At 65.3% G+C, this 20114-nt stretch carries 20 protein-coding genes; 1 reads left to right on the top strand and 19 read right to left on the bottom strand.

Annotated elements, in window-relative coordinates:
- Positions 1 to 9: 9 nt before the first annotated feature.
- From O3301_RS06035 to ybaK, 19 genes are all read right to left on the bottom strand, one after another.
- Positions 10 to 1473, bottom strand: a complete 1464-nt coding sequence (locus tag O3301_RS06035; protein WP_305055877.1) for a TIGR01777 family oxidoreductase — start codon at positions 1471 to 1473, stop codon at positions 10 to 12.
- Complete coding sequence (locus O3301_RS06030; RefSeq protein ID WP_305055876.1) at positions 1470 to 2111, bottom strand: DUF4166 domain-containing protein; 642 nt, start codon at positions 2109 to 2111, stop codon at positions 1470 to 1472. The genes O3301_RS06035 and O3301_RS06030 overlap by 4 nt, the downstream gene beginning before the upstream one ends.
- Positions 2108 to 2668: a GbsR/MarR family transcriptional regulator gene (locus tag O3301_RS06025; RefSeq protein WP_257218865.1), complete on the bottom strand. Its 561-nt coding sequence runs from the start codon at positions 2666 to 2668 to the stop codon at positions 2108 to 2110. Before O3301_RS06025 ends, O3301_RS06030 begins: the two co-directional genes overlap by 4 nt.
- A 186-nt stretch (positions 2669 to 2854) precedes the next feature.
- Positions 2855 to 3979, bottom strand: a complete 1125-nt coding sequence (locus O3301_RS06020; protein WP_305055875.1) for an acyl-CoA desaturase — start codon at positions 3977 to 3979, stop codon at positions 2855 to 2857.
- The gene (locus tag O3301_RS06015; RefSeq protein WP_305055874.1) at positions 3976 to 5091 is read right to left on the bottom strand and encodes a sterol desaturase family protein; all 1116 of its coding nucleotides are present in this window, start codon (positions 5089 to 5091) and stop codon (positions 3976 to 3978) included. The genes O3301_RS06020 and O3301_RS06015 overlap by 4 nt, the downstream gene beginning before the upstream one ends.
- Positions 5088 to 5711, bottom strand: coding sequence for a phosphatase PAP2 family protein (locus tag O3301_RS06010; protein WP_305055873.1), 624 nt, complete (start codon positions 5709 to 5711; stop codon positions 5088 to 5090). The genes O3301_RS06015 and O3301_RS06010 overlap by 4 nt, the downstream gene beginning before the upstream one ends.
- Positions 5712 to 5722: 11 nt before the next feature.
- Positions 5723 to 7027 (bottom strand): F390 synthetase-related protein, encoded by a 1305-nt coding sequence (locus tag O3301_RS06005; RefSeq protein WP_305055872.1) that lies wholly within the window; start codon positions 7025 to 7027, stop codon positions 5723 to 5725.
- Positions 7024 to 7854: an MBL fold metallo-hydrolase gene (locus tag O3301_RS06000; protein WP_305055871.1), complete on the bottom strand. Its 831-nt coding sequence runs from the start codon at positions 7852 to 7854 to the stop codon at positions 7024 to 7026. Before O3301_RS06000 ends, O3301_RS06005 begins: the two co-directional genes overlap by 4 nt.
- Positions 7847 to 8884, bottom strand: a complete 1038-nt coding sequence (locus O3301_RS05995) for an NAD(P)-dependent oxidoreductase (RefSeq protein WP_305055870.1) — start codon at positions 8882 to 8884, stop codon at positions 7847 to 7849. Before O3301_RS05995 ends, O3301_RS06000 begins: the two co-directional genes overlap by 8 nt.
- Positions 8885 to 8894: 10 nt before the next feature.
- The gene (locus O3301_RS05990; RefSeq protein WP_305055869.1) at positions 8895 to 9875 is read right to left on the bottom strand and encodes a 3-oxoacyl-[acyl-carrier-protein] synthase III C-terminal domain-containing protein; all 981 of its coding nucleotides are present in this window, start codon (positions 9873 to 9875) and stop codon (positions 8895 to 8897) included.
- A gap of 49 nt (positions 9876 to 9924) precedes the next feature.
- Positions 9925 to 10833 carry an ion transporter gene (locus O3301_RS05985; RefSeq protein WP_099666624.1) on the bottom strand — a complete coding sequence of 303 codons (909 nt, stop codon included), beginning with the start codon at positions 10831 to 10833 and terminating at the stop codon, positions 9925 to 9927.
- 92 nt (positions 10834 to 10925) lie between these two features.
- Complete coding sequence (locus O3301_RS05980) at positions 10926 to 12677, bottom strand: cation:proton antiporter (protein WP_099666623.1); 1752 nt, start codon at positions 12675 to 12677, stop codon at positions 10926 to 10928.
- Positions 12678 to 12782: 105 nt separating this feature from the next.
- A complete protein-coding gene (locus O3301_RS05975; RefSeq protein ID WP_289911398.1) occupies positions 12783 to 14027 on the bottom strand; it encodes a metal-dependent hydrolase in 1245 nt (414 codons plus the stop codon).
- 61 nt (positions 14028 to 14088) lie between these two features.
- Positions 14089 to 15750 (bottom strand): GDYXXLXY domain-containing protein, encoded by a 1662-nt coding sequence (locus O3301_RS05970; RefSeq protein WP_305055868.1) that lies wholly within the window; start codon positions 15748 to 15750, stop codon positions 14089 to 14091.
- Entirely contained in the window at positions 15747 to 16712 is a 966-nt protein-coding gene (locus O3301_RS05965; RefSeq protein ID WP_289911400.1) for a DUF2157 domain-containing protein, read from the bottom strand. Before O3301_RS05965 ends, O3301_RS05970 begins: the two co-directional genes overlap by 4 nt.
- Positions 16713 to 16747: 35 nt before the next feature.
- Positions 16748 to 17038, bottom strand: a complete 291-nt coding sequence (locus tag O3301_RS05960; protein ID WP_077408361.1) for a DUF427 domain-containing protein — start codon at positions 17036 to 17038, stop codon at positions 16748 to 16750.
- 70 nt (positions 17039 to 17108) lie between these two features.
- Complete coding sequence (locus O3301_RS05955; protein WP_289898859.1) at positions 17109 to 17774, bottom strand: DsbA family oxidoreductase; 666 nt, start codon at positions 17772 to 17774, stop codon at positions 17109 to 17111.
- Between the two features lie 90 nt (positions 17775 to 17864).
- A complete protein-coding gene (plsY, locus tag O3301_RS05950; RefSeq protein ID WP_230539942.1) occupies positions 17865 to 18509 on the bottom strand; it encodes a glycerol-3-phosphate 1-O-acyltransferase PlsY in 645 nt (214 codons plus the stop codon).
- A gap of 105 nt (positions 18510 to 18614) precedes the next feature.
- Positions 18615 to 19106 carry a Cys-tRNA(Pro) deacylase gene (ybaK, locus tag O3301_RS05945; RefSeq protein WP_305055867.1) on the bottom strand — a complete coding sequence of 164 codons (492 nt, stop codon included), beginning with the start codon at positions 19104 to 19106 and terminating at the stop codon, positions 18615 to 18617.
- Between the two features lie 37 nt (positions 19107 to 19143).
- Between ybaK and O3301_RS05940 the strand changes: the two genes are divergently transcribed.
- Complete coding sequence (locus O3301_RS05940) at positions 19144 to 20106, top strand: endonuclease/exonuclease/phosphatase family protein (RefSeq protein WP_305055866.1); 963 nt, start codon at positions 19144 to 19146, stop codon at positions 20104 to 20106.
- Positions 20107 to 20114: the final 8 nt, after the last annotated feature.

The following is a 20114-nucleotide window of genomic DNA, read 5'->3' as shown; positions in this document are numbered from 1 at the left end:
TACGCCAACTTATAAACTGCGCAGCGCCCCTTCCAGCTGTGGGTAGCGGAAGGCAAAGCCTTCTCCGAGCAGCCGGCGCGGCGCGACCCGCTGGCCTTCCACCAGCAAGTCGGCCTGCTCGCCCAGCATGGCGCGCATGACGAAGGCCGGCGTGGGCAGGAAGCTGGGGCGGTGCAGCACGGCGCCCGCCACTTGGGCGAAGCGGCGCTGTTCAATCGCTTCCGGCGCGCAGAAGTTGTAGGCGCCGCTCACTGCGTGGTCTTCGCTGCGGCGCGCCAGGTGGGCGATGCCGCGGATCACGTCGCGCACGTGCACCCACGTGACCCACTGCTTGCCGCTGCCCAGCGGGCCGCCCACGCCGAAGCGGATCGGCAGCAGCATCTGCGGCAGCGAACCCTGGTGGCCGAAGACGAGGCCAAAGCGCATGCAGCCCACCTGCACGCCAAATGCCTCCGCCTGGCGCGCGGCCGCTTCCCATTCCTGGCACAGCTGCGACATGAAGATGGCTTGCGGCGCGCTCTCCTCCGTCAGTTCCGTCGCGTCGCCCTGCGGCTGCACGCCGTAATAGCCGATGGCCGATGCCGACAGCAGTACGCGCGGCTTGTGCTGCGCGCGGGCGATCCACGCCACCAGTTCCTGCGTCAGCGCCACCCGGCTGCGGCGCAGCGCCGCCTTGCGCTCCTCCGTCCAGCGCCGCCCGACGATGCGCGCGCCGGCCAGGTTGACCACCATGTCGATGCGCTGCGCATCCGCCAATGTGTCCAGCGAGTCGATGCAGCGCACCTGGCCATCGAAGGTCCAGGCGGCCTGTTTCGGCTGGCGCGTCAGCACCGTCACCGCGTGGCCATCGGCCAGCAAGGCGCTGACCAGTTGCTGGCCGATGAAACCCGTGGCGCCCGTCACCAGCACGGACTGCGGCGCGGCGGCAAAGCGCAGGTGCTCTTCCTGCTCTTGCTTTTCCTGCACCTTGCGCCGGCCCAGCTGCCACACGGCATACGCGTCGCGCAGGCCGGACAAGCCCACGCCCACGCCGCACAGGGCGAGGAAGACGCTGAGCCAGCCATACGGCTGCCACACGAGGGCCGTCGGCAACGTGGCCCACTCGCTGCTGTTCAGGGCCAGCAAGGCGATGAAGGCGCCCGCGTTAATCGCCAGCACCGTGTGCGTGACCCGCTCCGTGGCGGGCAAGAGGCGGGTCTGGTCTTCCACGACGAAATCCCACAGGGTCAGCACGATTTCCACGCCAAAGACGATGACCAGCACCCAGGCCCAGGCGCCATGCCACTCCCAGGCGGCCAGGCCCACGAACAGCAGGCTGTAGATCAGGGCGCGCGTGGCATGGATGGTCAATTCCAGCCTTGCGGAGGCCTTTTGCGGCAGCGCCTCCGTGATTTCATGGTGGTAGATGGTGTCGAAGGCGCCCAGGCAGCCTTGCGCCGCCATCAGTTGCAGGGCCAGCAGATGCGTATTCATGGTGTTTCCTTCATTTCCGGTGCGGCGGACTCGCGGAACACGCCCGCCTGGGTGAACGTGGTGCCGAACAGCGCGTGGCGAATCTCGATGCGGATGTTGAACTGCTGCGGCGTCTCGTTGCGGTGGCACAGATAGGTCTTGCCGGGCGTGAGCACGCCGGGCAGCGGCATGCGCCAGCCGAACAGGTCCCAAAAATAGCCGTCGCTGGTGAAGTGCAGGTTGCCATCCTCGACGTGGAGCAGCAGCTTCATGCCCAGCCCCATGCCCACGTATTCGAGCACTTCGCCCTTTGCGCTTTCGGCCATGTAGGAGGTGAAGCGGATCGGCGCGCGCCCGTGCAGGCGGTAGGTGCGCTGCTTGAAGATGAAGGGGCAGCCGGGGCGCGAATAGACTTCGATATCCACGGGGAAGTCGTGGTCATCATGGGGAATCAGGGCGCCATCGATGAAGGGGCGCGTCAGCCAGCCGAGGCATTTCCCAAGGCGCGAGCTGCTGAGTTCACTGAGTTCACCCCGGTAGTACAGGGGCTGGCCCGGCGCGGGATTTTTCTCGAAGCGGTGGCGGATGTCCGGGTGCAGGGTCAGCCACTGCTCGCCCATCACCTTCCTGAACAGTTCTCCTTCCGAGGGGCCGTTCATGATTCCCCGCGCTTGCCCGGTTTGTCTTCCGGGCTGAGGAACTTGGCCACCTTGCCGCCCATCGACAGCATGCGCTGCAGGGTCGCCGGCGGCAGGTTCTTATAGTCGCTGTAGGTGCTGCTGAGCATTTCCAGAAACGCCAGCACTTCACCCATGCGCTCGAGCGTCGCCGGCGGTATCGCCGCATCGTGCTCGCCCTCGATCGCGCATTCGCGCAGCACCGTCAGGGTGGGGTCGATCTCGCGCCGCTTGCGCTCTTCCATGATGACGCGGAAGATTTCCCACACATCCTGCAGGGCGACGAAATGGTCGCGCCGGTCCCCCATCACGTGCGTGATGCGCGCCAGGCCCCAGCTTTGCAATTCCTTCAGGCTGTTGCTGACGTTGGACCTGGCCACATTCAGGCTGGCCGCGATGTCTTCCGCCGTCAAGGGTTCGTTGGCCAGGAACAGCAGCGCGTGGATTTGCGCCACGGTGCGGTTGACGCCCCAGCGCGTGCCCATTTCCCCCCAATGGAGAATGTATTTTTGCGTGGTCGGACTCAGAACGCCTACCATAATCTACTCCGCGTCGCGCTTTGCGGTCTGCGATGCTCACTGTGCTCAAGCACAGCTGCGCTTCTCGGCCACAAATCACTGCCGCTCGCTACGATTCTGTTAGGCGTTCTTGATTTCATGATTTTCTCTTATTTCTGTCGTTACAGAAATGTAAGACGGAACAGAAACCGAGTCAAGCACGATTCGTTACAGGTCCCTGCCGGCGGGTGGCTGGCCCATGGCGCGCAGGAATTGCTGCTGCGACGCGTGCAGCTGGCCATAACCGAGTTCGCGGTACACGAGACCGTGGCGCGGCGCCAGTTCGGCCAGGATGCGCGCCAGCGCCGGGTAGTGGCGGTGGTTCCAGGTGGGGAACAAGTGGTGCGTCAGGTGCAGGTTCAAGCCACCGAGCCAGTAACCGAGCCAACGCAGGCGGCGCGGCTGCGGCGTCCAGTCGCAAGACGTGTAAAACGTGTGCTGGTACCAGTCGTGCGGCAGCGTACCGTCCGCGCCCGGCTGGAAAAACTCGACTTCGGCCCAGTGCGTGCCCAGGATCAGCGCCACCAGCGCGCACGAGGCGATCATCTGGCCCACGAAATACGCGCCCAGCACCACGCCCCAGCCGATGCCGTGCTGCTGCAGCACCCACATGGGCAGCGCCAGCACCAGCGCCACATGGCCCAGCTTCCAGCCCAGGAACGACAGCCAGCCGCGCCAGCCCTGCAGCCGGCTGTGCGCCGCCACGGGCGTCTTGCCGAAGCGGTCCAGCCAGTCGCCATACCAGTTCAAATAGGGCAGCGACAGGGCCGCCACCACGGGCCAGTACAGGTATTGATAGCGGTACTGCGGCGACCAGCGTTGGAATGGCGTCTGGCGCAAAAACGGATTCGGTTCCGTGTCGAGGTCATAGCCTTCCACGTTGGCATACGTGTGATGGAAATGCACGTGGCGGATGGTCCAGAAATCCGTGTCCACGCCCACGGGCAAGCCCACCAGGCGGATCAGCACGCGGTTCCAGGCTCCCTGGCGGAAGATGGCGCTATGGGCCGCATCGTGCAGGGTATTCATGGCCAAGGTCATGGCCGCGACCAGGCAAGCCACGTAGCTGGCGACAAACGGCCAGGTGCTTTCGGCGCGCAGCGCCAGCGCATACAGCCCCACCGTCAGCGCGGCCAGGAACACGGTTTTCGCATGCAGGCGCGCGTCGCCGAAGCGGTGTTTTCCTTCGTCCGCCAGGTAGGCGTCGGCGCGCGCGCGCAATTCGCGGCGGAAGGCGGAATCGCGTGCGGGCTGGAAGCGCAGCGGCGGCAGCGAAGGTACAGGCTGCGTCACGCGCGCGTCCCCGCCGCTGCCGGCCACCACAGGCGGCGCGCGCCGTCGAGGCCATGCGCCAGCAGCGCGGCCAGGAAAACCATGCCCCACGCATCGCGCGCGCCATACCAGCCCAGATACAGGGCCGGCATGGCCAGCGCGATGGCGACCCAGGCGATGGCGCCCCAGCGTCTCGCATCCGACAGGCCGCCCAGCGCCAGGGTGCCGCCGAAGATCAGCGCGAACAGGATGGCTTGCTGCGCGCCCGCCAGCAGCGCTTCATGGTTGACGTAATAGATCACCAGGCCAAACAGGATCACGCCGCCGGTGCCGATGAACAGCTCGGGCACGTGGAAAGTGCCGCGCGACTGCCAGTGGGGGAAACGCGCGCGCAGCCACTTGAACAGTTTGCCATTGCTGGCCAACAGCGGGTTATGCGTGGGTGTCATGCCCTTCACGCCATAGCGCATTTCCACGCCCTCGAGTTCAGGCTGGAAGCTGCCGAACAGTTTGTCCCAGATCAACAGCGTGCCGCCGAAATTGCGGTTGATGTAGCGTTTATCCGTGCCGTGGTGCACGCGGTGGTGCGACGGCGTGACCATGAAGCTATCCAGGATGCCGGACTTGTTCACCAGCGCATTGTGGTTGTAGAACTGCACCGTGTAATGCAGGGACGAGACGACGAGGAAGATTTCCAGCGGCACGCCCAGCACGGCCAGGATGGCGATGAAGGGGAAATTCGTCAGCGACGAATACCAGGAATTGCGCACGCCCAGCGACAGGTTGAAATGCTCGCCCTGGTGGTGCACCACGTGCACGGCCCACAGCAGGGGGATTTTATGGTGCAGCCGGTGCATCCAGTAAAAGCACAAATCCCAGGCAAAGAAGGCGAACACCCATTGCGCCGCCACGGGCCACTGGTCGACGAGGTGCAGGTTCGCATGGCGCAGCAGCAGGGCGAACGCCGCCACTTCCACCCCGCGGAACACCCACATCAGGATATGGCCGGAATTGAGGTTGAAGATCACGTCCTTCCACGGCACGGGCGTCTTGCGCACCCATTTGAGGATCAGCAGTTCGGCCAGCACGAAGGCCAGCATGATCAAAAACGACAGGGCAAAGGGATTCATCATGATGCGGTTTTTATGGAAACGGCGCGGCGGGCAGCCAAGGATACCTGCATTTTCGCCAGGATGCCGCCAGCGACGCCAACAAACAGGCCGGCGGCCAGGTCGATGCTCACGTGCCGGCGCAGGGCGATGATGGCGTAGCAGATGGACACGCCCAGCACCACGGCCAGCGCGGAACGCAGCAGGTGGCGCCTGCCGCACAAGGCCCACACGCACAGCAATGTCAGGGCGCCGTGCAGCGACGGCAGGCAGTTTTGCGCGGAGTCGGCCGCCTGCAGCAGGCGCAGCGCCTGCGTGCTCCAGGCACTGCCCTCGCCCACGGGCGGATACGCGAGCGTGGTCGGGTACAGCAGGAAGACCATGCCGCAGGCCAGCGCGGAAAGCGCCATGGCGCGCGCCAGCCAGCGCACCTTCGCCGCATCGGCCGCCAGGTAGGCGTAGGGGATCAGGATGAAGAAGGACAGGTACAGCCAGATGGCGGCATCCGTGTAGGGGATGGCGCGGTCGATGGCCGTTTCCGGCAGCAACACGCCCTGCCCTTGCAGCAGGTCGCTGGAAAAATACACGAGGCCGACGCTGCCCCAGCCGGCCAGCAGGTGCAGCAGGCGGCCGCGTACGGTCATGGAAGAAGGATTCATGCGCTTGCGAGGCGCCGGATGCGGCGCCGTTTCATGGTGGGGTCAAAGGGAGGCAGTTCGCCGCTCACCGTCCAGGCGAGGCCGTCGACGGCCACGCCGAGGCCCTGCAGCACCGCTGCCAGGTGCGCGCGCAGGGCGGCCAGGCCGGCGGCGTCGAGGGCCGCGTGCAGCTGCAGGGCAGATTCGCCTTGCTGCACCAGGCGGTAATCGGCGTCCGGCGGCAAGGCTTGCGCAAACGCGCGCGTCAATACGTCGGCAAACACGGCGACGGGGGCGCCGCCGTTCGCCGATGGCACGGATGGCAAGAACAGCATGTCGTCGCAGCGCCCTTCGATGCCGTCGATGGCGCGCGTGGCGCGGCCGCACGGACATGGCGTGGTGCGCGCGAGCAGGATGTCGTCCAGGCGGTAGCGCACGATGGGCTGCGTGATGCGCGTGAAGTCCGTAATCACGGGCACGAAGCGCCTCTGTTCAGCGTCCAGCCACTGCGGCTCGATGTGCACGTACTCTTCGTTCAAGTGCAGCACGCCATGCTCGCAGCTGCTGGCGAGGAAACCCTCGGTGGCCTGGTAGATCTCATGCACGGCGCCAAACGCCTGCACGATCAGCGCGCGGTCCTGCGCTTCGAGCACTTCGGCCACCGAGATGACTTTTTTCGGCGCCAGCGCCAGGCTGCCGTCGATGACGCGCAAGGCCAGCTGGCGCAGCACCTGGGCCGGCGCGACGATGACGGAAGGTTGATATTGCGCAAGCCGCGCGCACAGGCTGTCGAACGGTTCGAACAAATCGTAGAAGGCAAAGGTCAGCCACGGCGAGCGCACGGCCGTGTACAGATTGCTGTTCGCGCGCAGGAACAGCGCCACCCGCTCGCCGGAAAACAGGCCGTCGGGCAGCGCCTTGGCCAGCATCACGCCCGCCCATTGCGCCTTTTCGCGGGGGCTGACGGTAAACACGGCGCGCCGCGACGAGGTGCCCGACGACAGGCCCACCGTGATGTCGCCCACGGCGGGGGTAAAATCGCGGCTCTGTTCGGCCGCCATGGCCGCGTCCATCGCCTGCGCCAGCGTGATGCCTTGCGTGTTCATGGCGTCGAAATGCTCGAGCATCAGCGCCTTGTTCATCGTCGGCCACTGCGCCAGGGGCAGATCGCGGAACGGCGCAAAGTAGGTGCTGCGCGCGCACAGCACCTCGGTGAAGCGCGCCAGTTGCTTGTGCTGGTAGGCGCCCAGCTGCGCGCGGCTTGTGAACCGCAGGCGGCGCGTGCGCCAGTACGACAATAACAGCCAGAAAAGACGCTTCACGGGCGGCCCGCCACAGGAACATAGTCCGCCGTGTCTTCATGCGTGATGCGGATGTGCGCATTGCCCGACTGGTGCAGCTGGTGCAGCCGGTTCAGGGTGGCGTAGTACGGCGCGCGCTTGTGCTGGATGAGGAACGACAGTTCGGACGGTCCGCGCAGCTGCTGAAAGCTTTCCGGTACCCAGGCCGCGTCCGACGCCAGCAGGGTCCAGCCACTATCCTGCAGCACGAAGGCGCCCAGATGGCCGATGGCGTGGCCAGGCAGGTCGACGATGTAGATTTCGCCCGTGCCGCTGACGTCGCGCCCGTGCGTGAATGGCAGCAGGGCCGCCGGCAAGGCCGTCTCGGGCACGCTTTCCACGAAATCCAGGCGGTCGGCTATGTCATTCGGCAGCAGTTCGGGCACGAAGGCCTGGCGCACGGCGGCCACGCCGGACAGTCCCCGCACGGCGTCCCAGCCCGTTTGGGAGGCCATCAGCCGCGCGCGGGGAAAGTCGCGCAGGCCCGCGATATGGTCGGCGTGGAAGTGCGACAGCAGCAAGGTGTGGATATCGCCGGGCGCCACGCCATGCGCGCGCAACTGCCCCTGCAACGATTCACTCTCATCGAAGGAAATCGGCGTCACCCACGCATACATGCGGTACACGCCCTTCGACGTGGCGGCGCGGAAGTGCTCGGCGTAGCCCGTGTCCCACAGGTACAGGCCCGCGCGCGTTTCGATCAGGTAGGCGCGCGAGGGAAAGCAGCGGCTGGCCAGCCCGCTGCCTTTCAAGACCATGCACGAAGGATGGGTGCAGTGGCCGACGCGAAACGCGGTGATGCTAGCCATTGCGCTCCTTGCCCACCTTGTGCGCCGCCGCTTCCTGGCGCATCCACTGCGCCGTCAGGGCGATGCCTTCCTGCAGGCTGACGATGGGACGGTAGCCCAGCACCTTGCGCGCCTTGGCATTATCGAGCGTCATGTCGAAACTGAGCGCGCCGATGCTGTAGGGCGTGAGCGACGGTTCGCGGCGGGTAAAGCGCGAGGCGAACTGCATCAGGCGCGCGACCAGCGCCAGCACGCGGTAAGGCACGCTGACGATATCGAACGGCTGCTGCAGATGGTCGCAGAACAGGGTGCGCAAGATGTCGCACAGGCGCGCCGGTTCGCCATTCGTGATGTTGAAGGCGGCGCCGGAAGCGATGGTCTTGTGCACGGTGGCCAGCCACATCGCGTGCACGACATTGTCGACATAGGTGATGTCGATGGTGGCCGCGCCGCCGTTGGGCAGGGGCAGCTTGCCGCCGCGCTCCTGCAGCACCCGCGCCAGGCGCGGGATCAGGACCTGGTCGTGCGGGCCGAAGATGGCGCGCGGGCGCAGGATCACACACGTCATGCCGCGGTGGCGGTCGACGCAATCCTGCACCAGTTTTTCCGCCATCGCCTTGCTGCGTGCATACGCGTTGACGAAGGCATCGGGGCGGAAGGTTTCCGGCACGTCGAGGTGGTTGCGGTAGTCGAAATAGATGGCCGGGGTGGAGATGTGCACGAAGCGCGCCACGTGCAGGCTGGCCGCCGCGCGCAGCAATTGGCCCGTGGCCGTGACGTTGGCGGCGATGAAGTCGCGTTCCGGCCCCCACGGCGACGACAGCGCGGCGCAGTGCCAGACGGTGTCCATGCCGCGCACCAGTTCATCGACCTGGCGTGGCGATGCCTGTGCCAGGTCGAGCGCGACGAATTGCGCGCCCATGCGTTCCAGTTCGCGGCCGACGGCGGCGTTGCGGCCCGTGGCGCGCACTTCCACGCCCTGCGCCAGCAGGGTGCGCACGGCATTGCGCCCCAAGCCGCCCGTCGCTCCCGTGACCAGTATCCGCCTCATCACACCACCTTCACAGGTCAAGAATCATGCCGCCGATGGTCAAACCCGCGGCCGTGCCCATCATCAGCAAACGCTGGCCTGCCACGGCCCGCCCCGTCATCACCGCCTCGTGCAGGGCGGTGGGCAAGGACGCGGCCACCTGGTTGCCATGCGTTTCAAAGATCTTGATGATTTTAGCATCGGGAACGTCGAGGATGCGCGCCGCATGCGCGAGCCCCAGCGGGCTGGCCTGGTGCGGCACCACCACGTCGACTTTTTCCAGTCCCGCGCCCGATTCCTGCATTAGTTCCGTCAGGAAATCCGGCATCACCTTGACGGCCAGGCGGAACACGGCCTTGCCATCCATGCGGAACAGGTAATCGCCCGGTTCGCAGCCGTTGCGCGGGTTGCGCTCGGTGCCGCCGCCGCGGATTTCGCAGTAGCGCCGCCCTTCCGGATACGTGCCCATCTTGTAGGCGCGGATGCCGGCGCTGCCATCGCCGCGCTCGACGATGACGGCGGCGGCGCCGTCGCCAAAGATCATCGACGCTTCCGGTTCGCTCCAGTCGACGCCGCGCGAGGCGAGGTCGGACGAAACGATGGCGATGCGTCGGTAGGCGCTGCCCGCCAGCATGGACGCGGCCACGCGGAAGGCGGCCATGAAGCTGAGGCAGCTGGCGTTGACGTCGAAGCTTTGCGTGCCTGGCGGCAATCCCGCATGTTCGGCCACGAAGCAAGCCGTATTCGGCAACGCTTGCTCGGGCACGCCGTTGGCGCAGATCAACAAGTCGATGTCGGCCGGACGCAGGCTGGCATTCTTCAGCGCGTCGAGCAGGGCGGCGGCGCCCAGCTGGCTTTGCGATTCATCGGGCGCGGCGACAAAGCGCGACAGCACGCCGCTCTTGCGCAGGGTATAGCCAGCCGGATGGCCCAATGTCTGGTCCAGGCTGGCGGAAGTCACACTCTGCGACGGCACGGCCTTGCCCGTCGCGATCAGGCGAACTGGAATCATGTTGGCCTTAACAAAATAAAATAAATACGGTTGATGAAGGGTCTATGCGCTAATCGCGTGCCAATGGCGGCAATGCAACACCGCAGTTCTTGCAGAAACTGGCATCGTCATCGAGCCCTTCCTTCAGGCACGTGGGGCAGGTACGCGTGGTGACCAGCTTGGAACTGCGCTGTACCGTCATTTCCGCGCTGATAATGCCGGTAGGCACTGCCAGGATGCCCCAGCCGAGCAACATCATCAGGGAAGCGATGGTGCGCCCGATGTCGGTCCTCGGCGTGATATCGCCGAAACCCACGGTGGTCATGGTGCTGATGGCCCAGTAAATCGACGTGGGGATACTGCTGTAACCGTTCTCCGGTCCTTCCACCACGTACATCACAGTACCTAACAGAAAGACCACCATCATGACAAAAGACAAGAAAATGAGGATTTTTCGCCGGCTGGCCAGCAAGGCCCGCCCCAGCACCGTGTATTCATGCACATACGACGTGAGCTTGAGGATACGGAACATGCGCAGCAGGCGCAAAATGCGCACGTCGATCAGCACATGCGCGCCCGGCAGCAGCAAGCCGATGTAGGTCGGCACGATGGCCAGCAAATCGATAATGCCGAAAAAACTCTTGGCATAGCGCACCGGATGCTGCAGGCAAGACAGGCGGGCGAAATATTCGATGGTAAATAAAATGGTGAAAAACCATTCCAGCGCCGTCAGCCAGGTGCCGTAGCGCTCGGCCACGGAGGCGACACTGCTGAGCACGACCACCGTCACGCTGATCAGGATGGCGGCGATCAGCAGCAAATCGAAGGCGCGGCCCGTGCGCGTTTCCGCCTCGAAAATGACGGTGTACACCTGCTCGCGCCAGCCCCGCTCGGGCTTGCCATATTTCTGCTGCGTTTCCTGCGCCGCCAGTTGCTGCGGCGTCAAGGGCGCCGCTCCGCTCTTCGTCGCGGCTTTCATGTGGGTAATGTGCTCATATACTATTATTGTATAGATAATTTACAAAGCACGGCGACACGCACGGTTGCGCTATAGGTTTCACTACAGCAACACTACGACAGCTTTTTCGCCAGCAGCACGGCATTGCGCCGGTCGCGCTCGGCTTGCACGATGTCCGCCGTGCGCGCTTCCGACAAGCCCACCGTGTGCAGCACGGTGGCCGTCAGCTGCAGCGCCGATTCCAGCGCCTCGGGCACGACCAGGGTGGCGCCCGCCTGTATCAGTGCCACGGCATGCGCCTCGTCGCGCGCCCGCGCATACACGGGCAGCTGCGGATATTCGCGGCGGATCGATTTCACGGCATGCAGCACGGACGCCGCATGGTCCATCGTCAGCACCACGGCGGCGGCCCGGTCCGCATTGACCTTTTGCAACAATTCCGCGCGCGACGCATCGCCGAAATACACGGGGAAGCCGCGCGGATGCAGGGTCGTCACCAGGCGCGCATCATTTTCAATCGCCACATACGCGATATCCTGCTCCGTCAGCACCTTGGCCAGCAACTGCCCCACCCGGCCAAACCCGGCGATGATGACGGTGCTGCCCTGCGGCGGCGGCGCGCCGTGCGCCAGGTCGGCCAGCTGGTGGTGGTGGCGCTGCTCCCACCAGTTGCCGAAGGCGCGCGCCGCCTTGGCCAGCGCCGGCGTGGCAAACAGGCTCAAACCCACCACCAGCATGACGAACTGCGCCACCTGCGGGCCGATCAGCTTGGTACCCAGCGCATACGCGACGACGATGAAGGCGAATTCGCCGCCCTGCCCCAGCAGCACGCCCGTTTCCACGGCGCGCCCCCAGTGAAAGCCGCCGATGCGGAAAATCACGCTGATGACCAGGGTCTTCAGCGCAAACAGGCTCAGCACAGCCAAGGGAATCAAGACCGGCGACTTGAGGATTTCGCGCACGTCGATCTGCATGCCCACGGACATGAAGAACAAGCCCATCAGCAAGCCCTTGAAGGGCTCGATCGTCACTTCCACTTCGTGGCGGAATTCCGTTTCCGCCAGCAGCAGGCCGGCCAGCAAGGCGCCCAGCGCCATCGACAGGCCCGCCAGGTAAGTCAAGCCCGCGATGCCCAGGGTGCTGAGCAGGGTCAAGGCCATGAACACGTCGGGCTGGCGTTTCTTGACGAAAAACTGGAACAGCGGACGAATCACGCGGCGCCCCAGCAGATAGATCAGCAGGATGGCGCCGGCCGATTTCACGGCCGCAAAGCTGAGCAGATACGCGAGATCGTCGCTGCGCCCGCTGGCGAACACGTCGATCAGGATGAACAGCGGCACCACCATCAAATCCTGGAACATCAAAATGGAAAAACCCGCCTGGCCGGCCGGCGTCTGCAGGGAGCGCTGGTCGGTCAGCAACTGCATCACCACGGCCGTCGACGACAGCGACAGCACCAGGCCCAGCACGATGGACGCTTCCAGCGACAAACCAAAGTAATACGCGACGCCGCCGATCAGGCAGGCGCTGACGGCCACCTGCCCCACGCCCGCGCCAAATACCCAGCGCCGCAGCGCCCACAGCCGTTCCGTCGACAGTTCCAGGCCGATCATGAACATCAGAAACATCACGCCCAGCTCGGCCAGGCCGCTGACCTGCTCGGCACGCACGAACGAGAAATACGTCAGCCACGTGAAGTCGCCCGCCCACAGGCCGAAGCCGAACGGGCCGAACAGGGCGCCCACGGCCAGGAAACCGAGGACCTGGTTGACCTTCAGGCGTTGCAATAACGGAATAAAAATCCCGGCCAGGGCGAGAAACAGCAGGGTTTCCCGCAAATACGGTAAGGCGTGTTGCTCTTCCAAAATAATCCTAACTAAATATCATTCATGCTGAATTGGTCGTGTCGCATGCGCGGCCATGGCAAAGTAAGTGCACACACGATATTTTGCCACAAGGCAACAAATTCGCTACGGACGCACCGCTTGCGGCGGCGCCAGCATGTCCGCGCGGGGGCGGCCCCAGCCCGGCACGTAGGCGGGACACGGCCGGTTGCGGAACTGCTGCAGTTCGACGGTCGTGAAATTAGGCAACATGCCGGGGTTGAAGCGCACGTCCGTCAGCTTGTCCGCATTCAACCTGGGCATGCGGGCAAAGCGGAACCAGGCGTCGACATAGCAATTGTCTTCCTGCAGCGCGCGCAAGGCGGCCAGGCTGCCCTCCGCCTTGGCCGAGACGGCGATGCCGGGCGCCAGTTGCTGGCCTTGCTTACCCGTTTCCACCAGGCCGGCCGGGCAGGCGGCGGGCGCCAGCGCATCCGGCAGCAGGCTCAGGGTGCCGCGCCGCAAGGTGTACACGTCCGTCTTGCTGTCGAGCGAGACATAGATCCAGCACAGCGGATTGCTGGGGAAGGCCGTCATCGCCACGTCCCACACGCGCGTGCCGGGATCGAGGCGCTGCACGGCCGCCTCGATGCGCGCACGGCCAAGGGCCGACGCCACGCCCTGCGTGCCGATGAACGTGGCGGCCAGCGCGAAGGCCAGCAGCAGCGGTCCGCGCCCCCGCTCGTCGGCCCGCCCCTGCAGCACGGCCAGGATCGCGCCCAGCCCCAGCAGGATGAGCAGCGAAGCGGGCGCCAGATAGGTTTTATAGGTGAAGAAACACAGGGCCGCCGTCAACCCCGCCAGCAGCACGCTTTTGACGATGCCGTAGTGCAAGGACATGATCACGGGCACGCCCAGCAGCACCCAGAACATGGGCTCGACAATGAAGACCATGTCGCCATACAGCCAGCGGCTGTCAAACGGATAGAACGGGTGCAAGCCATAGGAATTGAGGAAATCCATGCCCATGTGCAAGCAAAAGCCCAGCAGCAGGCAAGCGGCCAGGCCGATGCGGGCGGGCACGCTGCTTTTCAGCAGCCGGCGCGCGCCGGGCCACAGCAGCCACAGCAAAGCCAGCAACAGCAGCGCCTGCGGCAAGGCCAGCAGCAAGGTATGCGTATGGCCGCGGTGGTGCAACATGTAGCCGAACGGGCGCGGCAACAGCTTGGTCAGCACCAGGTCCAGGTCGGGCGCGTTGCTGGCAAACCATGCCGAAAATAAAAACAGCGCGCGCCGGGTGCGCTGTGCGGGGGCCTGCGGCTCGGGCGGCAGGCTGCGGTGTACCAGTTCGCCGACCCCGAGGCCGATGACCGAATGCGTAATATTATCCATAGGGCAATTTTACAGGATGCCCGCCCTGGCGTGCTCTTGCACGACTGCCTGCGCGACAAAGCTACAGCTTCTCCAGCTCCGGGCCACGCATGCCCACCAGCAAGGCGCGGCCGTCGGGCAGCACGCGGAACTCGCCATAGCGGGCCTTTTCCCAGCGCGCCGCCTCGCCTTCCTTGAAGAACCAGGCATCGCTGACGAGCACCCAGTTCCCATCCTTCGGCGTCAGTTCGAGCAGGAATTCGCCGGGCGCCAGCGCCTCTTGGGTGTACGGGCGCAGCAATTCCGCCACGCCGCGCGCATCGCGCATCGCCACCACGAGGGGCCGGCCAGGCGCCCGGTCCACGCTGGCCAGGGTGGACAGGACGCCCAGGTTGACGAAATTGAGGCGCATGTAGTCGCCCTGCATCAGCGAGCGGGGATCGACGGGTTCCAGCGCCACGAAGATCGCTTGCCCTTTGGCAATCAGCTGCTCTTTTTGCCAAATGCCTCCATTGGCGACCAGCAACACCAGCAGCAAGCCCCCCAGCACGCCCAGGCGCGCGGCGCGGTGCTCAAGAGCCGCGCCTACCGGCTTGCTTTCCACCAGGTGCAGCACGGCGCCCCGCGTGGCCAGCCACGACAGGGCGCACAGCAGCGCGCCGGCCATGGCCAGCAGCGCCGCCTTGCTGGCCAGCGGCCAGGCCAGCTGATAATAAAAGCTGCCGAGTATCCACGCCGCCGCCAGCGCGGCCGCCACGGCCACGCGCGAACGCCCGCTCGTCAAACAATACGCGAGGATCAGCAGCACGGGCCCCAGCGCCGGCATGAACCACGCCAGCACGATCAGCACCAGCGCCACGCCGATGGCGGGCAACTGGCGCAGCGCCGGCCAGCGCCATCCCGTCCAGGCGGCGGCCGCCGTGGCCAGCACGAGCGACACCCCATTCAACACTTGCGCATACCAGGCAACGGCCTGGTGCCGGGTCGCTTCGCGCGCCACGTCGCCGACAATACCGCCGCCCAGCGCGCCGCCCAGCATGAAGGTCATGCCGGACCAGAGGACCAGCCCCAGCAAGATTGCCAGGACCCACCCCGTCGACAGCGATTCCAGGAAGGCGGCGATGGACGCGCCGCGGCCATCGTTGAAGGCCTGCTTTTGCAGCCAGTGAGCGCCCAGCCAGAATGCCAGGGCCAGCATCCAGGCGCTGTACAGCTGCGTGGGGTCGTTCTCGAAAATCCAGTCGCGCGTGCTATCGATGATGCCCAGCCCCAGCAAGCCGCAGGCGACCAGTCCCAACAGCACGCGCAGCCAGTCGCGCGGCAGAGCGGCGGCCGTCAGCAGGCACGCCAGGCACATCAGCAGCGACGCCGTCTGCGTGGCATAGTCGCGGAACAGGGCATAGCCGAGCAGGCTGCCGCCCACCAGCAGGCATGGCACGGCCAGTTGTTCGACAAACAATGCCACGCCGCGCGTGCGGATCAGCAGCACGGCCACCACCAGCACGATGGCGGCCACGACATACGCGCCGGGGCCGTGGCGCACGACGCTTTCCAGGCCCGCGCCCAGCGCCAGGACCAGGGGGATGGCGGCCAGCCAGGCGCCGAGGGCCGTCATCAGCACCAGCGGCCACGGCCGCACATCCTGCACGGGGCGGGCGGCGCCGGACGGCAATAGGCCGGCGCGCGTGGCATCGTCGATCAGGGTGGCGAGCGCATCGGCTCGCTGACTATTGATATGGCTCATGCCGCCTCCCGGCGCGTGCGCCACAAAATGCCTTGCACGGTGAGCGCCAGCAGCACGGCCGCGAACAAGCCCAGCATCACCAGCCTGCCGATGCCATCGCCATTGCCGCCGCCATGGAACAGCACGTGCCCCAGCCCCCACACCAGCAAGGTGTTCAAGCCCAGCGCGACGGCGCTCAAGCCGAACACGTCAAAGAACTGGCGCGTGGCCAGCAGGACGCCAGCGACGGCCAGCAAGCCGAGACCGGCCCAGTACGGCGATTCGATCTCGCTGCCGAACAGGGCGCTGACGGCCGTGCCCGTGATGAGGAAGGTGGCCAGCACCAGGCCCAGACGCAAGGCCCAGCTGCCCGCCCCCGTCCAGCGCGCCAGCAGGGGCGAGACGAACGCACAGCCAGCCAGCACGGCCAGCCAGCCGCCGATGAAAATGGGCAGATCGGCCGAATCGACGCGCCAGCTGTTGTGCGCATGCGCCTGCATCCACAGGGTGGCGGCCGTCGATAGTATCAGCATCCACGGCGTCCACAGCACGTCGCTGCGGGCCACCAGGCACAGCGGCAAGGCCAGCGCGGCCCACAGGGCGAACAGCTGCCACGGATCGGCGCCCGTCTGGTACGTCTGGCCGAAATACGCGAACAGGCCGCCGATGGCCAGCAAGGCCAGCAGCAGCAAGGGCACGCGCGCTTTCGGCACGGCAAACGCGCCCACGCAGGCGGCCGCCAGCACGCCTTGCAGCAGGGCAAAGCGGCCCATGCGGCCCAGGTCTTCCCAGTTGGCGGCCACCCAGCAGATCAAGCCCATGCCCAGCAGCACGGCGCCCAGCACGGCCACGCCACGCGGCAGCCAGTAGGCCAGGCGCGCCGGTTCGCGCTGGAAGCCGGCCACTTCCTGCAGCTGCCGGGTTTGTTGGGCATCGAGCGCATAGTCCGAGGCGAGTTGGTACACGGCGAGGCGTAAATCCATCGTCTGCTTTCAGGTTGATTGGTCGTAAGAAAGCGTCAGCGCTCGACGCTGACGCCGCGCCAGAAGGCGACGTGGCCGGCAATTTGCTTGGCGGCATCCTTGGGCTGGGGGTAATACCAGGCCGCGTTGGCATTCGTCTGGCCATCGACGACGAGGTCGTAATAGCTGGCCGTGCCCTTCCACGGGCAGATGCTCGTGTGGCTGCTGGGACGCAGGTATTCCTGCGTCACGGTAGCTAAAGGAAAATATACATTGTTTTCAACGACTTGCACCTGCGCATCGGTGGCTTGCGCGATGACGGCGCCATTCCAGCTGGCTGTTGGCATTTGACTATCCTCCTTCTGCGCCGAGTGTAGCGCAAAAAGTCCGCCATGGCGCGCGCCATTGGCGCCCCGCTCAAGCGCCGGCGATGATCTGGCGCAAGGCTTGTTCGAACACTTCGGGAGGTTGGCCGCCGGAAATCAGGTGGCGCTCGTTGATGATGACGGCGGGCACCGAATTGATGCCGTTCTGCTGGTAGAACTGTTCCTGCGCGCGCACCTCGTCCGCATACGCGCCGGAGGCCAGCACCTCGGCCGCTTTCACGCCATCGAGCCCCACCTTGCCGGCCACGGCCAGCAGCACCGCGTGCGAGGACGGATCCTGTCCCTGCGTGAAATACGCATCGAACAGCGCCATTTTCAATGCCTTCTGGCGCCCTTCCAGTCCGGCCCAGTGCAGCAGACGGTGCGCGTCAAACGTGTTGTAGATGCGGCCGCGCTTGTCCATGGCAAAGGTAAAGCCCAGCTGTTCGCCGCGCGCGCGGATGGCTTCGCGCGACTGCGCCATCTGTTCCGGGGTGGAGCCGTATTTGCGGGCGATGTGTTCGCCGACATCCTCGCCTTCGGGCGGCATGTTGGCGTTCAGCTCGAAGGGCTGGAAGTGGATGTCGGCCTGGACGGTGCCTTGCAGCGTGTCCAGCGCCTGCTCCAGCGATTTCAGGCCGACCACGCACCAGGGGCAGGAAACGTCGGAAACGAAATCGATACGGATGGGGGTAGGTGTGGCGGGAGTGGAACTCATGGTGGGCAGCCTTTGCGCGAGTCGGTGGCGGCCGCACCGCGCGGCGCCGCAAGCACAGCATATGCGTGCGGCCCGCGGGAAATCAAGCGCTTACTTTTTCTTGGCGGGCGCCTTGGCCCCATCCTTCTTGCCGCCGATCTTGCTTTCCTTGCCAGAAAGCAAGTTCGCGATGTTCTGGCTGTGGCGGTAAGCGAGCAGCACGCTCATGACGATGACGGCCAGCAAGATGGGATCGACGCCGAACAGCAATCCATAGTAAAACGGCGCAAACAGGGCCGCCACCAGGGCTGCCAGCGAGGAATAGCGGAAGGCATAGGCAATGATCAGCCAAGTGGCCAGGGTCGCCAAGCCCAGCCAGGGATTGATGCCCAGCAACACACCGAGGGCCGTGGCCACGCCCTTGCCGCCGACGAAGCGGAAGAACACGGGCCACAGATGGCCGAGGAAGACGGCGATGGCGACCAGGGCCACGGCCGTGTCGCCCACGCCCAGCGCGCTGGCAAAATGGTCGGCCAGGAACACGGCCAGCCAGCCCTTGGCGCCATCGCCCAGCAGGGTCATGATGGCGGCGCCCTTGTTGCCGCTACGCAGCACGTTGGTGGCGCCCGGATTTTTCGAGCCATAGGTGCGCGGATCGGCAATGCCGTAGACCTTGCTCATCACCACGGCAAACGATATCGAGCCGAGCAAGTAAGCGGCCACTGTCATTGCCACGGTTGTGATTACTGGATTCATTTCTTCCCTTTATTGTGTTTATTGCACCAGCATCGAGGTTGGCGCAGCAGAATATACACCAGCGCCCCGTCCAGGGACAGGGTGGAGCCCCGCTTTCTTGCTCTCTTAATCCTGCAAGGCGCACTGCACCGGTTTGGCTTGCAACAAATCAACGAGCACCTGCGGCGCCAGCGAGACGAGGAAACCGCGCCGCCCGCCATTGATATAGATGCGTTCGAGCGCCAGGATCGATTGCTCCACGTACACGGGCATGGCCTTCTTCGTGCCGAACGGCGAGGTGCCGCCGATCATGTAGCCGGAATGGCGCTGCGCCACTTCGGGCTTGCACGGCTCGACGGACTTGCAGCCGATGCCACGCGCCAGATTCTTGGTCGACACCTTGCAATCGCCATGCATGAGCACGATCATCGGCTTGGCCGCCTCATCCTGCATCACCAGGGTCTTGATCACCGCGTGTTCGGGCACGTTCAATTCGCGCGCCGAGACGCTGGTGCCGCCGTGCTCCTCGTAGGGATACGGGTGTTCTTCAAAGGAAACTTGATACTTGCGCAGCAACTGCGTCGCCTGGGTTTCGGAAATATGCTCTTTTTTAGCCATGCGTGATACGCTGATCGTTCAGTGAGGAGTGCTAATTATGCAGGAAGAAATCCGCTTTGCCACATTCAATGTCTGCAACCTTGCCCCCGCCGGGGCGAAATTGTATGACAACCTGGAACCGTTGAGCCCGGCGCAATACGAAGCCAAGGCGGAATGGACGGCGCGGCAAATCGACCTGCTCGACGCCGACGTGATCGGTTTCCAGGAAATTTTCTCGCAAGCGGCCCTGCGCGACGTGCTGTCGCGCACGCGCCATTACCGCGCAGCCACCCTGGCCGGCTACGATGCCATCGATGCCGCCGGACGCATGCTGCCCACGGTGGCGCTCGTGTCGCGCTTGCCGCTGGCCGGCGCCGGTGTTGCCTGGGCGAATTTCCCCGCCGGCGTGAGCGTGCCTGCCGAAGACGATGCTGGCCGCTTCGCCCGCGCGCCGCTGCATGTCCAGGTCATCTTGCCTGGCGGACAACTCACGGACGTGGTCGTGGTGCATTTGAAATCGCGCCGCCCCGACTACCGCCATGGCGACGGCAACGATGCCACCGCCTACGCGCTGGCCAACCTGCGCTCGCTGCAGCGGCGCGGCGCGGAAGCCGTGGCCCTGCGCGTGCTGGCAAGCGAACTGGGCCACAGCGGCCGTCCCCGCATCGTGCTGGGCGACTTCAACGACATCGCCAATGCCGTCACCACGGCCATCGTCATGGGCGCGGGCGCGCCGTGCGAAGCGGGTGCCGAGATGCGCGAACGCCTGTACGACGCCAACGCCATCCAGCAGCGCCAGGACGCCCTGCGCCACGTGGGCTACACGAATATCCACGACAGCGCCTACATGACGATCGACCACATCCTCGTGTCCGAACATTTCCACCCCGCCTCGCCGCGCGCCATCGGCGTGCTGCAGGAAGTGACTTATCTCAACGACCATCTGCTGCTGGGCTTGCGGTACGCCTCCGACCATGGCCAGGTGCTGGCACGCATCAAGCTGCTGGGAAATATTGACTAACTCAGCTG

The organism is Janthinobacterium sp. SUN211 (assembly GCF_030587315.1).
Classification (GTDB): Bacteria; Pseudomonadota; Gammaproteobacteria; order Burkholderiales; family Burkholderiaceae_D; genus Janthinobacterium; species Janthinobacterium kumbetense.
This window is presented reverse-complemented; position numbering and strand designations above follow the sequence as displayed.

What these genes read in the sequence shown, in the direction of transcription:
- O3301_RS06035 (WP_305055877.1), bottom strand. Translation starts at nt 1,473, where the DNA reads ATGAATACGCATCTGCTGGCCCTGCAACTGATGGCGGCGCAAGGCTGC.
- O3301_RS06030 (WP_305055876.1), bottom strand. Translation starts at nt 2,111, where the DNA reads ATGAACGGCCCCTCGGAAGGAGAACTGTTCAGGAAGGTGATGGGCGAG.
- O3301_RS06025 (WP_257218865.1), bottom strand. Translation starts at nt 2,668, where the DNA reads ATGGTAGGCGTTCTGAGTCCGACCACGCAAAAATACATTCTCCATTGG.
- O3301_RS06015 (WP_305055874.1), bottom strand. Translation starts at nt 5,091, where the DNA reads ATGATGAATCCCTTTGCCCTGTCGTTTTTGATCATGCTGGCCTTCGTG.
- O3301_RS06010 (WP_305055873.1), bottom strand. Translation starts at nt 5,711, where the DNA reads ATGACCGTACGCGGCCGCCTGCTGCACCTGCTGGCCGGCTGGGGCAGC.
- O3301_RS06000 (WP_305055871.1), bottom strand. Translation starts at nt 7,854, where the DNA reads ATGGCTAGCATCACCGCGTTTCGCGTCGGCCACTGCACCCATCCTTCG.
- O3301_RS05995 (WP_305055870.1), bottom strand. Translation starts at nt 8,884, where the DNA reads ATGAGGCGGATACTGGTCACGGGAGCGACGGGCGGCTTGGGGCGCAAT.
- O3301_RS05990 (WP_305055869.1), bottom strand. Translation starts at nt 9,875, where the DNA reads ATGATTCCAGTTCGCCTGATCGCGACGGGCAAGGCCGTGCCGTCGCAG.
- O3301_RS05985 (WP_099666624.1), bottom strand. Translation starts at nt 10,833, where the DNA reads ATGAAAGCCGCGACGAAGAGCGGAGCGGCGCCCTTGACGCCGCAGCAA.
- O3301_RS05975 (WP_289911398.1), bottom strand. Translation starts at nt 14,027, where the DNA reads ATGGATAATATTACGCATTCGGTCATCGGCCTCGGGGTCGGCGAACTG.
- O3301_RS05970 (WP_305055868.1), bottom strand. Translation starts at nt 15,750, where the DNA reads ATGAGCCATATCAATAGTCAGCGAGCCGATGCGCTCGCCACCCTGATC.
- O3301_RS05965 (WP_289911400.1), bottom strand. Translation starts at nt 16,712, where the DNA reads ATGGATTTACGCCTCGCCGTGTACCAACTCGCCTCGGACTATGCGCTC.
- O3301_RS05960 (WP_077408361.1), bottom strand. Translation starts at nt 17,038, where the DNA reads ATGCCAACAGCCAGCTGGAATGGCGCCGTCATCGCGCAAGCCACCGAT.
- O3301_RS05955 (WP_289898859.1), bottom strand. Translation starts at nt 17,774, where the DNA reads ATGAGTTCCACTCCCGCCACACCTACCCCCATCCGTATCGATTTCGTT.
- plsY (WP_230539942.1), bottom strand. Translation starts at nt 18,509, where the DNA reads ATGAATCCAGTAATCACAACCGTGGCAATGACAGTGGCCGCTTACTTG.
- ybaK (WP_305055867.1), bottom strand. Translation starts at nt 19,106, where the DNA reads ATGGCTAAAAAAGAGCATATTTCCGAAACCCAGGCGACGCAGTTGCTG.
- O3301_RS05940 (WP_305055866.1), top strand. Translation starts at nt 19,144, where the DNA reads ATGCAGGAAGAAATCCGCTTTGCCACATTCAATGTCTGCAACCTTGCC.